The following is a 13,950-nucleotide window of genomic DNA, read 5'->3' as shown; positions in this document are numbered from 1 at the left end:
CCATCCAGTACGAGATCAACGAGATCATCACCGGCCTGATCGGCGTCGTCCTGATCGGCGCCTCCTTCTGGTCCTCCGTGCGCCGCAACCGCGCCATCACGGCAGCCGAAGACCGGAGCGAAGGTGAGCGACCCGAAGCGGCTTCCGCGGCCTGAGGGAAACGCTACGGTGCGGGCTCAGGGCTGCCCTTCCCGATTCCGGGGATTGGGCCTGTCACACGCAGTCGGAGGGGGCGCCTTCGTAACCCGGGGCGCCCCCTTGCCATGCCGCCGGCCCGCATGACGACAAGGTCGCCCGTGCCAGAGGGGTGCTGCGAGTCAGCCGCTGCCTGGCATCTCCTCGCTCCGCCGGCCGCCGGCTCTGCGGGACACCCCCTTCGGGCCGACCTTCTCCTTCATCCCGCTTCCCGGACTTCGCGGCGGTGGATTCCGTCGTGGTCCGCCTCATGGAGGAGTTTCCGGGGCTGTGGCCGGTGTACTGCAACCAATGGCAGGGCGGTACGTCGCGCCGGGGAATTCGAAGCGCAGAGGGGAGGCAGCAGCGGGGTCGGGCACTCGGGACAGCATGGACGACAACGACAGGCAGTCAATCGGCGACCCGCAGCGCGGGACAGTGGAGCGGCTGGTGAAGGCATGGCTGGCCGAGACCGAACATCACGACCATGACGCCGCCGGCAAGGCCCGAGCCGGCTGGGAACAAGGTTCCCTTCCTGAGCCGGCTGCACACGACCTGGCCACGTGGGTCACCGCGCGCGTCACGGACACGGCGTTCAACGAGGACGAGGGCCCGCACGTCGAAAGCGACGTCCGGATCACACCGGCGGACAAGGACGCCGTGCACCGCTGGCTGCGCTCGCAGGGACACTCAGTCTGACCGGCCGCGGCGTCGCGATCCCACCGCATCACGAGCATGGCCGTTCAGGCCAGTGAGTGTGAGGATGCCGGTGACGTAGCGGCTGGTGCCGAACTGCTCGATCAGATTCCTACTGGTTGACCGGGACCCGCAGGATGCGGTCGTCACCGGGTTTCGGGTCGACGCCGCCCCAGGTGGAGCGGTCGGTGTTGGAGGTCACCAGCCAGAGGGCGCCGTCGGGTGCGACCTCGACGGTGCGGATGCGTCCGTACTCACCGCGGTAGTGCTCGACCGCCTCGCCGGTCACTCGGCCGGAGTGGACGGGCGGTTGCCACAGGCGTCGTCCGCCGAGAGCGCCGATCCACAGCGAGCCGGCGGCGTAGGCCATGCCCGAGGGGGAGGCGTCGTCGGGGTGCACGGTCCAGATCGGTGCCGTTCCGGTGCTGCCTTCGATGCCTTCGGTCTCGGGCCAGCCGTAGTCGTCGCCGGCCCGCAGGACGTTGACTTCGTCCCAGGCGCGGTGGCCCAGTTCCGAGGCGTAGGCGGTACCGTCCGGGCTGAACGCGATGCCCTGTACGTTGCGATGCCCGGTGGAGAAAACCGGACTGTCGCCGGGAACCGTGCCGTCTGTACGGATGCGCAGCACCTTGCCGTTGAGGCTGGAGTCGTCGGCGGCGTTCTCCGGTTCGAACGCGTCACCGGTGCCGATCCACAGATGGCCGTCCGGGCCGATGGCGAGCCGGCCGCCGTGGTGGCGTTCGGCGGTCTGGATGCCGTCGAGCAACACCCGGTCCCGGCGCAGCGACCGGAAGTCCTCGGCGATGCGCAACGCGACGATCGCGTTCTCGTCCGCGCCGGTGACCGAGGCGTAGACCGTGCGGTCGGTGGCGAAGTCCGGAGAAGCGGCGATGCCCAGGAGACCGCCCTCGGCCTTCGGCACGACACCAGGGACGGCGCCGACGGTCCGCGGCGGGCCGCCGTGGGCGGGTATGCGTTTGATGAGGGCCGAGTCGCGCTCGGAGACCAGGGCGGACCCGTCGGGAAGGAAGGTCAGGCCCCACGGCACGGTCAGGCCGGTGGTGATCTCGGTGGGTTCGCCGAGGGTGGCGATCGGGTCGCTGGATCGGTCGGCGGTCGCTGTGGCGCCGGGAACAGCCTGGGTGGCCGGCTTGTCCTCTGGAGATTCCGAAGAGCAGGCGCTCAGGCTCAGTGTCGCGGCAAGGGTGGTGGCGAGCAGCGATCGATGGAAGAGATATCGCATGAGGCCCTTCGTTTCAGAGGTGCTCGGGGTGCGGGCCGGTACGGCCCGCACCCCGATCGAGGTGGTCGATCCGGGCCACCTGGCGGGGGCCGAGCATGAAGTCGAACACCGCGGCGTCCTGGTGGATGCGGTGCGGGGAGGTGGTCTTGGGCGAGGCGATGCCGCCGCGCTGCAGGTGCCGGCGCAGGGCGATCTGCCCTGGGGTCCAGCCCAGCTCCTGGGCAATCGACTGGTACACCGGGTCGTGCGGCACCGAGTCGGCGCCGGGCGGTGAGCAGGCCGCGACGGCGATGCCGAGGGTGGTTCCCATTCGATCTGTTCGCCGGAAAGGGGGAGGCGGCGGCCGGGCATGACCTCGGCCGCCGCCGGAGGTCAGGAGCGGTAACGGCCGCTGAGCACGTTCAGGACGTCGGCGTAGCGGCCCTCGGCTTCGGCGTTGCGCTGCCACTTGACGCGCTCGACCAGGATCTGCTCGGCCTCGGGGTCGGTTTCCAGGAGACTCATCACCTCGTCGAGGAAGTCCTCCAGGGGCATGGCCACGTCGGAATTCTGCTGGTTCATCAGCGTGGTCCGGGTGGCCGGCGGTACCAGCTCGATCACCTGGACGTTGCTCTTGGCCAGCTGCACGCGCAGGCTTTCGGTGAAGGAGTGGATTGCGGCCTTTGTGGCGTTATAGGTCGGCGTGGCCGGCAGCGGGACGTACGCCAGGCCGGAGCTGACCGTCATGACGGTCGCGGCGGGCTGGGCGAGCAGGCCGGGCAGGAACGCGTTGATCAGCCGGATCGGGCCGAGCAGGTTGACCTCGACGGTGCGTTCGGCGACGTCCAGCGATGCCGGGTCGCGAAGGTCCTCGGGCTCCATGATGCCGGCCATGGTGATGAGGGTGTCCAGGGCCGGGTAGCGGGTGGTGAGCTCGCTGCGGGCGTCGGTGATCGACTCCGGGTCGGTGGTGTCGATGCTGATCGTGCCCAGACCCGGGTGCTCGGCGGACAGCTGCTGGAGCAGCTCGGTGCGCCGGCCGCCGACGATGACGGTGTTGCCCTTGTCCCGCAGGCGAAGGGCCAGGCCGAGACCTATGCCGGAGGTCGCGCCAGGGATGAAGACGGTGTTACCGGTGATGTTCACGAAATTCTTTCCATTGATTTCGGGCACCCGGAGGTGCCCACGTTTCCGCGATGCTGGTGAAAGGCAGTGAGAATCAGGCGAACTTCTGATTCCCGAGTACGCCCAGGAGCGCCATCTGCTCGTGGGCATTCGACCCGGGGCGCGGCCGGAAAATAACGAGGCGGTGACCGGTCGCCGGGCTCAGCACGACGTCGCACTGCAGGTCGAGTTCGCCGACCAGCGGGTGCCGGATGAGTTTGGGCGCCGACGTCAGCGCCCCCACGTCTTGCTGCGCCCACAGGTCGGCGAATTCGGCGCTGCGCTGGAGCAGGTCGGTCACCAGCCCCCGAGCGAACCGATCGCCCATCGAGCGCTGGGCGACACCGGCGCGCAGGTCGGCCGCGTAGGCCCGGCCGATGCGCTCGTGCTCGGCCGGATCATTGCTGTCCCGCGAAGCCGGGTCGGCGAACCACCGCCACGTGACGTTGGACTCATAACCGGGCAAACCGGTCCAGACCCCCAGCAGGTTCTCCGCGGCACGGTTCTGCGCGACAACCGTCAGCAGATCGTCTGCCACCTGGGCCGGCGTGTGCTCGAGCGCGTCCAGCAGATAGAGCATCGCCGGGTCGACGTGGGCCAGTGGTGAGCGCGGCTCCGGCGGCTGCTGCCCGGCGAGGCGGAACAGGTAGTCCCGTTCGTCGCCGGTGAGCCGGATCGCGCGGGCCAGGCTGGCCAGCGCCGCCGCGGACGGGGTGCGTACCCGTCCCTGCTCCAGCCGGCCGTAGTAATCCGGCGACAGCGCCGCCAGAGTCGCGACCTCCTCCCGGCGCAGGCCGGGAGTGCGGCGCCGACCGCCACCGGCAAGACCCACATCCTCGGGCCGCAAGCGTTCCCTCCGGTGCCGGAGAAACTCCCCGAGCCCTTTGTCATCCACGTCGGCCTCCCTTCTTCGTGGCGTGCACCCAGCATCACCGGAAAGAACCAGGATATGAAGGACACGTTTAGCCTAGGTATCCCATGCCCTGGCTATCGCCCGATCCGCGACACGGAAAATTGCGCGATGCGGCTTTTGCATTGCTGGTCTGAACTCAGGGTCTTCGAATAGTGCCGAGGTGGGCGGTTCGCCTGCTGAGGGCCGGTTGCGGCGGCTTGTCGACTTCTGTCGGCGGTGGCCTTGGACGCAGAACAGGCGTAGCCGCTGGTGATCGTGTGCTGCTCCCCCGCTACTTCGCCGTCACCCTCCGCCAGCGCATCGGCCGCCGCGTGGCCGAGGGGTTTCAGCTCGGCATGGCCCTGCAGGGCCCGACCGCCGCCCGCCGTCCTCTCCCACCTGCCTGCTTGATCGAGCTGCCCGTCTACGCCGGCTACCGACTTCCCGAGCAGTCTATGAATGCCTGGGACATCGAGGCCGCCCTCAACCCGCCGGCCATCATTCCCGCACCGGAAACGCGTCTGCTGTGGCAGCGGCTGGACCTGATCTCCACCCGCTTCCGGGACGCCGAAACCCTCACCCGACTCGCCCCCGCGCAGCTCTCTCTGACCTTCACCGAGCCCGCTGCCGACATGCTGCTAAACCTGAGTGCCGAGCTGCGTCTGTACCCATGCGAGCCGGCCGAGCCGACAGGCCACCTCACCGGCGCGGCGAAAGCCGTACTGTGCCTCGTCTGCGGCCGTCACCAGCCAACGGCCGAGATCCAGGTCACGGGAACCGTCACCTTGGACGACCGGCAATCCCTCCTCCCCCGCTCGAAACCCGCACCACCACGGGTGCCGACGCCCCCACCGGGGCCCGGCACCCCGCGTCCTCCAGTGCCCCGTACGGACACGCCCCGCGGACAGGAGGAAGGCAGCTGCTTCCGATGAAATCCCGACGCGTGCTCATCACAGGAGCCTCGGGCGGCAACGGTCGGGCAGTAGGCGAACTGGCCAGACAGTGCCATCGGGCGATCGGCCTGGCATGTCCCCCTCGACACATTCCCCGCGAGCTGCACGCAGTCGACCTGTCCGACCGCCTCCGCCACGGATGGCGCGCTGCGCACCGTCGTGGCCGAGGGCGCCGTCGACGCCATCGCCCAGCAACCTCTCCGGCGTTCCCGCCGGGCGCTGGACCGGACCGTCATGAACAACATCACTTCCGACACCGCGGTGGACCGGGCCGTCACTGAGATCGTCCACGACGGAGGCTGTTCCCAAGAACGGCTCTCACGCTTCGTGTGATCGGGCGCCGATGTACCCGGGGTGAGGTGATTCGAGCGACGCCGAGGCCAGGAGCGAGAGCTTCTCGGCGTCCTGGCTCTGGGGGTCCGGGTGCAGGATGACGAGCATCATGTTCCCTGCCCCGGCAATTGCCAGCTTTTCATGGTTCAGGTTCAGCGAACCCACTTGCGGGTGATCGAAGCGCACACGTCCGCCCTGGAGCTTCTTCACGTCCTGACGCGCCCACAAGGCACGGAAGCGCGGGCTGGCCAGAGAAAGTTCTCCGACGAGTTCGATGAACCGGGGGTCGTTTATATCAGCGCCGACAGATTTCCGGAAACCTGCGATGAATTGCTGGGTCGCACCCTCCCAGTCCGAGAAGAAAGCCCGCTCGGCAGGATCGAGAAAAAGATCACGCATGCGGTTGGCGCCGACTGTGAGCCGCGGAGAAAGCGCGACGGCAAGCGAGTTGGCCGCAAGCACGTCCATGTAGCGCCCCTCCACGAATGCCGGCTGACCAAGGGTGCTGAGGAGCTTGGAGATTCCGGATGGAACAGTTTCCTTGACTGCTGACTGGCTCCGACGGCGGCGAGGCCGGTCGGTAGCCAGAGCGGCAAGGTAATCACGCGCCTCGTCGTCCAGCAGAAGAGCATTCGCGATGGATTCGAGGACCTGAGTGGACGGCCTGCGGTCACGTCCCTGTTCCAAGCGCAGATAATACTCGGCGCTGACACCCGCAAGCATCGCGACCTCCTCGCGACGCAGCCCAGGAACTCGCCGCGTGCCAGACATGGCAATTCCGACCTTTTCCGGAGTGATGAGGTCGCGTCGGGCACGCAGGAAGTTGCCCAGCGCATTCGGTTGATCGTCCATTTCTCCAGGGTAGCCATCCGCTTGCGTCTCTGCCTGTCCCTGCTGCTACCAGGGAAGCCGGGGAACTGGCTGCTGTCCCCAGCTCAGCGAAACTTCGATACATGACTCAAAAGCGCGTACTTGTCACTGGCGGCTCCGGATTCATCGCCGGTCACTGCATCCTTCAACTCCTCCAGCAGGGCTACCTCGTCCGTACCACGATCCGGTCCCTGAGCCGCGAGGCCACCGTCCGATCCGTCCTGGCCGACGCCGGGATGCAGAACGGCGACGCCCTGACATTCGTCGAGGCCGACCTGATGGACGACGCCGGGTGGCCGGCAGCCGTTGCCGACATGGACTTCGTACTCCACGTCGCTTCGCCGGTACGCCCCGGATTCGTGGACAACGCGGACGACCTCATCGTCCCGGCCCGCGAAGGCACCCTGCGCGTACTGCGCGCAGCACGCGACGCCGGAGTCGCACGCGTGGTACTCACTTCGGCGTTCCATGCCGTCGGCTGGGGCCATCCACACGACGACCGCGTCTTCACCGAGGCCGACTGGACGGTCGTCGGCTCCCCCGAAGTCGATGCTTACGGGGCCAGCAAGACCCTCGCCGAGCGTGCTGCCTGGGATTTCGTGCGGTCCGAGGGAGGGCCGACGGAGCTCGTCACCATGCTGCCCGTGGCCGTCATGGGCCCTGTCCTCGGCCACGATGTCTCCGGTTCCAACATGCTGGTGAAGAGGATCCTCGACGGCGACATTCCCGGCTTCCCCGACCTCTACTTCCCGGTGGTCGACGTACGCGACGTCGCCGCCGCGCACATTCTGGCCATGACAGAGAAGCGAGCCGCGGGCGAGCGCTTCCTGATCGCGAACGGCCCCGCGATCGCCATGAAGGATCTGGGAGCGTGGATCAGGGCTGACCTCGGCGCAGCAGCTCCGCACGTCCCCAAGCGCGCCATTCCGAGCGCCGTGGTGCGGGCCGGAGCTCTCTTCAACCCGGAGATGCGGCACATTGTGCCGGAACTCGGTTATGTCAGGCGACCGTCCCATGCGAAGGCCCGTCACATCCTGGGTTGGCAGCCGCGCCCCGCACACGATGCGGTGATCGCTGCCGCACGAAGCCTCGTAGCGAAGGGACTGGTGAAGAAGTAACGGCGCACCGCACGGGACCCAATGACTTGAGATCCCGTCGCCCGGCGATGACGCCGGGCGACGGTCCCGTGAGAAGGCGGCACACTTCTGCGCAGCCCTGTCGGGCGGGCGACCGTCTGGAGCAGCTGCGCACACAGTCGCTTCGGCGGCGAGGCCGGCCGGGCTGCCCAGGAGGGGAAAGGCTTCGCGGACGCAGGCGGCGACGTCCGGCTGGAGCAGCGAGCAGACGCAAAGTGTGGCGGCGTCACCTCTTCCGGGACCTGCCCTCCAGCCTCCTTCAACACGCATCAGCATGAGGTCGAAACGGCTCAATGACCGTGCTCAGAAGGAAATCGGGATGCGCGTCGAAACTTGACAAAGTTGTTCTTGACTACGCCCACCCAGGCGCTCGACCGTTCCATCATAAGAATCGAGATGCCGCGAAGTAACGGGACGGGACCGGCATCGAGGAGAGCAAGGGTCTGGTTCGGAAAGGGCGTGCCACTGTCACTGGTCCCCGCGGCCCGTGCCTGACACGCGCAGGAGGAGACGATGAAGCAGAGCGGCTTACTCGATCACGTAGCGGAATTCGAGCGCGTGTGGAACGATCCGGCCTACACGCACTCGGCACTGCCTCCGCTCGATGTGAACGAGGCGATCGCGAACAGCTACGAGGCGCCCACCCCCTTCACGATGACCCGCGACATGCTGTGGGACATGGAGGTTCGCAAAGCCCGCAATCCCGCGCCGTATCTGCCTTCGGTGATGCAGCCCGGGAGCGTGCGCATCTGGGGCGAACAGCCGACCGGTGACGACGAAACGGAGATTTTCGTACGTGCATCGATGCAGCATCCGTGGATCGGCGGCTCCGACTACGGCTTGGTCCTTGAGCAGGTGCGTCTGGACCCGGCCGCCCAGCGCGTCACGTTCATCGGCGCGACGCAACTCGTCGACGATTCCGGTGAACTCGTGAAGGCTGACGCGTTCCAGCCTCTCTTCCAAGTCGAGCACGCGGTGGCCGGTACCGACTCCCGACCGCTGTCACTGTGGCGGGTGGCCAACCTGACCGACGCTCGGACAACGAGAGAAGCGCTCAGTCGGTGTTTCTCGCAGCTCGCGAACTCGCCATGGCTGTACGAGTACATCGAGATCTACATCAGGAAGGACCTGCGTGTAGACCTCAGGCGACGCCACATGCATGGGACGTCTCACTCTTGAAGTCCCTGACAGATGCGTTGGACGTGGCGGTGGGTGATCGACTGGCCGGGGAAGCCGGCCCTGGCGCGGCGCATGGTCAGCAGAAGGTACAGGGGATCGTAGGTGCAGGTGGCGCCGCCGCCCGTGCAGGCGCTCCTGCTTCCGTCCTGGCCGGTGAGGGTTCTCTTGGTATGTCAGGCCCACGTCTGGTGGCGTGTGCCTGCGCACGGCAGAGTGCGCAGGCCTTGAGCTGCACGATCACAGAGAGAGTACGGCCGAGGCCGACGGTGCGGACCTGGCCCGGGAGTTCGCGCAGGTTCGACGACAAGCTGTTGCGGCGGTCCGGCTCTTCCCAGGCGGCGACTCCGGTGATCTCTCCGCCGGGCCGGATGCCGTGTGCCGCCTCAGCGCCCTGTCTGGGAAACGCCCTGCACGATCTGCACGACCACGTCCAGAATCCACTGCCCAAACGCTGTCGGAGCGATCAGCACCCCGAAGACCAGCACCATGACAACGGTCAGCTTCTCGTCGTTCCGGCTGCGCGCGTGCGTACGCCGACGCAGCCGCAGGATGATGATGACCGCCAGCAGAACCGCCACATTGATCGTCACCAACACCGGACCAGCCCTCCCCGTCAGGCACCTTCATCGACTTGTGTAGTCCAGGAGGCTCCAGGCGGCGGGCCAACTCCCGACCATTGGCGCCAAAGTGCTCCAGTCGGGCTGGATCCACGGCCTTGACCAGGGCGTACAGGCCCGAGGCGTCTCAGGGTTCAGCTGGGCCCGTCTTCGCCTCTGCGGCTGCCGGCTATCCCCGCGTTGCCGGGAGGACACAATCAGATGTGACCCAAGCGCGGATACATCGAAACACCCCCGCGCTGCGGCGCATCTACGGCGCCGGGGCCGCGGACCGCTGGGATCGGGGCGAACATGTGGCCACGGGGCGGACCAACTTCGTCGACAACGCGTCGCGCAGCCACAGGATGCAGGCCGAGTCCGTGCCGCAGGACATCCGCCGCGCGGACTCCCCGTGGCAGGGCATGTCCGGGGCCAGGCTGCGGTGACCTGGCCCAGGCTGGAGCCGGCCGATCTGGACGCGCCGTTCGTCACCTCGCCCGTGTCGGCGGCGGCGTCCTCTGATCTGCTCTCTCCCCCGCTCGGAGGTGGTCTCCTTCATCGGGCCGGCCACCGAGATGACAGACCTGGTCGACCGGTGCCGCACCGACAAGGCCGTGGACGTGGCGGTCGCGCACGGTCCGGGCGGGGGTCCGCACGACCCGCCTGGTGGTCGAGCTCGCGCGGCGGGTGTCCGACCGCCCTCCTGAAGCCGAACGCTCAGCCGACGACCCGGAAGCACCGTGGTCTGCCGGGTTCCTCCACCTGGACCTGCCTGCGCAGCAGCCCTCGCCGTACGCGATGCTCCGGCACCTCATCCGGCGCGTGCTGGTCGTCATCGACTACGCCGAGTCCCGCCAGAGCCAGATCGAGCAGCTCCTGGCAGCGCGGACCCACCGGCAGGCGCATCCCGTCGGCTACGTACGACCGGGCCTCTGTAACGCCTGGGGCTGTACGCGCTGAGTGCAAGGGCGCACGTGACCGTGAACAGGCCGCGCCAGTCTCGCCAGGACCGCATCCGGTGGGTGCGGTGCAGGCGTAGTGGGGGTAGTGGGCGCGTGGGCCTGCACTGGGCGAGCAGGGAGGGCACGGTGGGTGACGACGGCGGGCAGAGCTGGTCGTTCTTCACTGCGCATGCCAGAGTCCTGGCCGAGATCGCCCGCAACCCCGACGCACGCATGCGGGACATCGCCCTCACCTGCCGCATCACCGAACGCAGCGTCCACAGGATCGTCACCGACCTGGAGCGTGCCCGTTTCCTCTCCCGCCGGCGCATCGGACGGCGCAACCACTACCTCTTGCATCCGGACCGCGAACACCGTCACCCGGCCGAAGCCCACCTGCCCGTGCCCGCCATGCTGGATCTCCTCACCGGCCACGGCCACGCGACATCCGAAACACCGATGCCTGCAAGGCGGCCCTACCTGGAAAGGCACTGCGGCTGACGGAGAGGGCCTGCCGCATCAGCGAGCGCAGCGCTCACCGGATCGTCATCGATCTGGAACGGGCCGGGTTCCTCACGCGTCGGTGCAACGGCCGGCACATTCGCTACGCCCTGCACCCAGAACGGCCTCCGGCGTCCGCAACCGGTCGCGGATGGCCGGTGAGGCCGGCCAGCAGGGCGGGGACGACCAGGTGGACATCAGCCGGGTGACGGCGGCCGCGTCGCGCCGACGCGGTGCTGCTCCGCCGAATGGCAATGAATGCCGGAATTCCGGCGGCCGGCAATCTTCAAGTAGAACCCGGGGAGTCCATTGCGCAAGGTCAGCCTTCCCGCCAGGGGATGAATGAGGGACGGATACGGGAACGATTCGGGGGAATTCAGTGACATGCGCGGTCGGCTCCGCCGGCCCCGCGCAGGGGAGCTGCACCGTCCGGCCGCCGGCGGCGGCGACCGCACGCGCGCGAACGTACGGCGGCCGGCACCTTCGGAGAGGTGCACACCGATGAAACATGCGCGTGACACATGCTGTTGTCTCAAGCCCGCTGTTGCGAACGATTCGCGTCAACTACCCGCGCGCACCGGCCCCACGGCCCGCCCGCAAGCTCACGCCTGACCTGCGGAAACGGCAGGTTGCCGCAGGTAAACCCCCCGGCGCGGATCCCTCGTCACCCTTGACCCCGGATCATGCGTCAATCAACGCTGTACCGCCACACCGCCCCCACCGGTTGGTTCCTTCCTCCTTCCGTCCGGGGCTTGAGCGTCGTACCGGTATGCATTCACGGGGGGTCCCATGCCTGATCACCGCGCGCCCGAGAACCGTCTGAGCGGCCGGATATCGGCAGCCCCGAGCGAGTTACTGCACAGGGAAGTCCTGGAACCTCAGTTCCGGTACGAATCCGAGAATCTTCTTCCCTGGTACGTTGCCATCGAGAAAGTCCTGGTCCTCGAATACTGCCGTATGGAGCTGATCGACCGGGAGGAGACCCGGCGCATCGGATCCCTGCTGGACGGGATCACCGCGGAGGAGATCCGGGCCGATCCGGACGCGAACTACTCGGACATCGCCTTCGCCATCGAACGCCATGTGGAGCACCGGCTCACTCCGGCCGTTCCCCGGTGGCACGTCGACCGCAGCCGCAACGACCTCCAGGCGTGTGCCCAGCTCTTGTTCGGCAAGGACCAGGTGATCCGGGCCGCCGCGTCGCTCGCCGCGTTCGGCCGGTCGGCGCACCGGCTTGCCGCACGGCACCTGCACACGCCGATGCCCGGCTACACCCATCTGCAGTCCGCCCAGATCATCACGCCGGGCTTCTACCTCGCGGCCGTGGCGGGCCGGGCCCTGCACACGACGGAACGACTCCTCCACACCTATCGCGGAATCGACCTGTGTCCCCTGGGCGCCGGCGCGATGGCCGGTCAGGAACTGCCCTGGGACCGCGGCAGAATGGCGCGTCTCCTCGGCTTCCGGAGGGCCGATCCGCATGCCCTCGCCGCGGTCGCGTCACGCGACTGGGTCCTGGAGGTCACCGCCGAACTCTCGCTCCTCGCCACCTCGCTGGCCCGTTTCTGCACCGACCTGATGACCTGGGGCAGCTCCGCGTACGGCCTGATCGAGCTGCCCGACGAACTGTCCGGCATCTCCTCGGCCATGCCGCAGAAGAAGAACTACCCGGTCCTGGAGCGCATCCGCGGCCGGTCGGCCCACCTCGTCTCGCTGCACCTGGACGCCGTCCTCGCGCAGCGCAACACCCCCTTCTCCAACACCGTCGAGGTCTCGAAGGAAGCCGGCGCGCACCTGCTGACCGTCTTCGACACCCTGCACTCCACCCTGAGCCTCTTCACCACGGTTCTGGACCACCTCCACTTCCGTGAGGAACGCGCGCTCGCCCTGTGCGAGCGGGAGTACCTGGGCGGGTTCTCCCTGGCCAACCTGCTCACACTGGAGGAGGGGGTGCCCTGGCGCAGGGCACAGGTCGTCGCCGGGCGGTTCATCACGGCCGCGGTGGAGCGCGGCCTGTCCCCCGCCGAGGCCGATCCCGAACTGCTCAAGGCGGTCGCCTCGGAGAACGGCTTCGACCTGGCCCGGCCCGAACACCTGCTCACCGAGTCCTTCGACGTCCGGCGGGGCCTGCTCCGCAAGAACTCACCGGGCTCCACGCACCCTGATTCCGTCCGCGCGTTGCTGGCCGAACAGGCCGCCCGTTTCGACGCGGCCGAGAAGGAATGGGCCGCGAACGCGCAGAGGACCGGCGCCGCGCTCGCCGAGACGGACAGGCTGCTGGAAATCCCGGACACAGGAGCCGGATCGGCCTCGCCGGAAGGCTCAGACCGGTGAACGCGGACAAGGGCGCCTTAGGTTCCACCACTCCCGTCCTCGGGGCGACCACCGGCACGGGCACGGCCCACGGCACGTTCGGGGAACTGCTGCAGGGAGTGCTCGACGAGAACGGCCTGGATTTCCTCGTCACCTTCCCCATATCCCTGTCCTCGACGGCCGGCTTCCAACTGGTCGAAGGCGCCGGGGAGATCACGGTCCGGCCCGCTCACAAACAGAAGGCCCGGGCCCTGGCGGAACGCATCCTGCGTGACCGGCGGGTCGCCGGCGGCGGGGTGCTGACCCTGATCAGTTCCATCCCCGAGGGCAAAGGGCTGGCCAGTTCGTCCGCCGACCTGGTGGCCACGGCCCACGCGGTGGGCGGCGCGCTCGGCCTGCGGTTCACGGAGAGCGAGGTCGAGGCGCTCCTGAGGGGCGTGGAGCCGTCCGACGGCGTCATGTACCAGGGCGTCGTGGCCTTCTACCACCGGCAGGTCCGCCTGAAGGAGCGGCTGGGTTTCCTGCCGCCGCTGACGATCGTCGGACACGACATCGGCGGCATGGTGGACACGGTCCTGTTCAACCGGTCGCCCAAGCCCTTCGACGCGGCCGACCGGAAGGAATACAGCAGGCTGCTCGACCAGTTGCGCGAGGCCCTCCTGCACGGGGACCTCGACACGGTCGGCGAGGTGGCCACCCGCAGCGCGCGCAAGAACGCGAAGATCACCGCGCGGGAGTACTTCGACGACATCCTGCGCATCTGTCACGAGGTCGAAGGGCTCGGCCTCGTGCTGGCGCACAGCGGCACGAATCTCGGAATTCTGCTGCGCGACGACCTCAGCGACCACGCGGACCGCCTGGCCCACGCCAGGAAGTCCTGCGAGGCACTTCCCGGTTCCGTCTCCCTCTACCGCTCGATGGGACCGGACAGTTATGGCACCCGCGGTGCCTAGGCAGAACGCGACGTCTCCCGGGGGATC

Annotated in this window: 16 protein-coding genes; 10 read left to right on the top strand and 6 right to left on the bottom strand. The window is 68.1% G+C overall.

Translation table 11 applies throughout. The features are described 5' to 3' along the window. Together ACF07N_RS31445 and ACF07N_RS31440 are read left to right on the top strand one after the other, a co-directional pair. Positions 1-155 (top strand): DUF475 domain-containing protein (locus tag ACF07N_RS31445; RefSeq protein WP_392119536.1); only part of this gene is annotated, 155 nt, incomplete at its 5' end. Positions 156-564: 409 nt separating this feature from the next. Further along, positions 565-873, top strand: coding sequence for a hypothetical protein (locus ACF07N_RS31440; RefSeq protein ID WP_392119497.1), 309 nt, complete (start codon positions 565-567; stop codon positions 871-873). A gap of 109 nt (positions 874-982) precedes the next feature. On the opposite strand, the gene ACF07N_RS31435 is transcribed toward ACF07N_RS31440, so the two are convergent. From ACF07N_RS31435 to ACF07N_RS31420, 4 genes are all read right to left on the bottom strand, one after another. Further along, on the bottom strand, positions 983-2,113 hold the full coding sequence (locus tag ACF07N_RS31435; protein ID WP_392119495.1) for a PQQ-dependent sugar dehydrogenase: 1,131 nt from the start codon (positions 2,111-2,113) through the stop codon (positions 983-985). A 13-nt stretch (positions 2,114-2,126) separates the two neighbouring features. Continuing rightward, positions 2,127-2,423 (bottom strand): hypothetical protein, encoded by a 297-nt coding sequence (locus ACF07N_RS31430; RefSeq protein ID WP_392119492.1) that lies wholly within the window; start codon positions 2,421-2,423, stop codon positions 2,127-2,129. A 62-nt stretch (positions 2,424-2,485) separates the two neighbouring features. Continuing rightward, positions 2,486-3,238 (bottom strand): SDR family oxidoreductase, encoded by a 753-nt coding sequence (locus tag ACF07N_RS31425; protein ID WP_392119489.1) that lies wholly within the window; start codon positions 3,236-3,238, stop codon positions 2,486-2,488. Between the two features lie 73 nt (positions 3,239-3,311). Beyond that, positions 3,312-4,151: a helix-turn-helix transcriptional regulator gene (locus ACF07N_RS31420; RefSeq protein WP_392119486.1), complete on the bottom strand. Its 840-nt coding sequence runs from the start codon at positions 4,149-4,151 to the stop codon at positions 3,312-3,314. A gap of 275 nt (positions 4,152-4,426) precedes the next feature. Between ACF07N_RS31420 and ACF07N_RS31415 the strand changes: the two genes are divergently transcribed. Then, on the top strand, positions 4,427-5,080 hold the full coding sequence (locus ACF07N_RS31415) for a hypothetical protein (protein WP_392119483.1): 654 nt from the start codon (positions 4,427-4,429) through the stop codon (positions 5,078-5,080). Positions 5,081-5,419: 339 nt separating this feature from the next. Here ACF07N_RS31415 and ACF07N_RS31410 read toward each other — a convergent pair whose 3' ends face one another. Continuing rightward, positions 5,420-6,286 (bottom strand): helix-turn-helix transcriptional regulator, encoded by an 867-nt coding sequence (locus ACF07N_RS31410; protein ID WP_392119480.1) that lies wholly within the window; start codon positions 6,284-6,286, stop codon positions 5,420-5,422. 101 nt (positions 6,287-6,387) lie between these two features. Here ACF07N_RS31410 and ACF07N_RS31405 point away from each other — a divergent pair, with 101 nt between their 5' ends. Beyond that, positions 6,388-7,422 carry an SDR family oxidoreductase gene (locus tag ACF07N_RS31405; RefSeq protein WP_392119477.1) on the top strand — a complete coding sequence of 345 codons (1,035 nt, stop codon included), beginning with the start codon at positions 6,388-6,390 and terminating at the stop codon, positions 7,420-7,422. Positions 7,423-7,953: 531 nt separating this feature from the next. Beyond that, entirely contained in the window at positions 7,954-8,619 is a 666-nt protein-coding gene (locus ACF07N_RS31400) for a hypothetical protein (protein WP_392119475.1), read from the top strand. Between the two features lie 383 nt (positions 8,620-9,002). Here the strand turns inward: ACF07N_RS31400 and ACF07N_RS31395 are convergent, their stop codons facing one another. Next, entirely contained in the window at positions 9,003-9,215 is a 213-nt protein-coding gene (locus ACF07N_RS31395; RefSeq protein WP_392119472.1) for a hypothetical protein, read from the bottom strand. A gap of 224 nt (positions 9,216-9,439) precedes the next feature. Here ACF07N_RS31395 and ACF07N_RS31390 point away from each other — a divergent pair, with 224 nt between their 5' ends. From ACF07N_RS31390 to ACF07N_RS31370, 5 genes are all read left to right on the top strand, one after another. Beyond that, the gene (locus ACF07N_RS31390; protein WP_392119469.1) at positions 9,440-9,661 is read left to right on the top strand and encodes a hypothetical protein; all 222 of its coding nucleotides are present in this window, start codon (positions 9,440-9,442) and stop codon (positions 9,659-9,661) included. A gap of 220 nt (positions 9,662-9,881) precedes the next feature. After that, entirely contained in the window at positions 9,882-10,175 is a 294-nt protein-coding gene (locus ACF07N_RS31385) for a hypothetical protein (RefSeq protein ID WP_392119467.1), read from the top strand. Positions 10,176-10,303: 128 nt separating this feature from the next. Continuing rightward, the gene (locus ACF07N_RS31380) at positions 10,304-10,657 is read left to right on the top strand and encodes a helix-turn-helix transcriptional regulator (protein ID WP_392119464.1); all 354 of its coding nucleotides are present in this window, start codon (positions 10,304-10,306) and stop codon (positions 10,655-10,657) included. 957 nt (positions 10,658-11,614) lie between these two features. Next, entirely contained in the window at positions 11,615-12,991 is a 1,377-nt protein-coding gene (locus ACF07N_RS31375) for an argininosuccinate lyase (RefSeq protein WP_392119461.1), read from the top strand. Continuing rightward, a complete protein-coding gene (locus ACF07N_RS31370) occupies positions 12,988-13,923 on the top strand; it encodes a kinase (RefSeq protein WP_392119458.1) in 936 nt (311 codons plus the stop codon). The genes ACF07N_RS31375 and ACF07N_RS31370 overlap by 4 nt, the downstream gene beginning before the upstream one ends. Positions 13,924-13,950: the final 27 nt, after the last annotated feature.

It is taken from the genome of Streptomyces sp. NPDC015242 (assembly GCF_043079125.1).
GTDB lineage: Bacteria > Actinomycetota > Actinomycetes > Streptomycetales > Streptomycetaceae > Streptomyces.
This window is presented reverse-complemented; position numbering and strand designations above follow the sequence as displayed.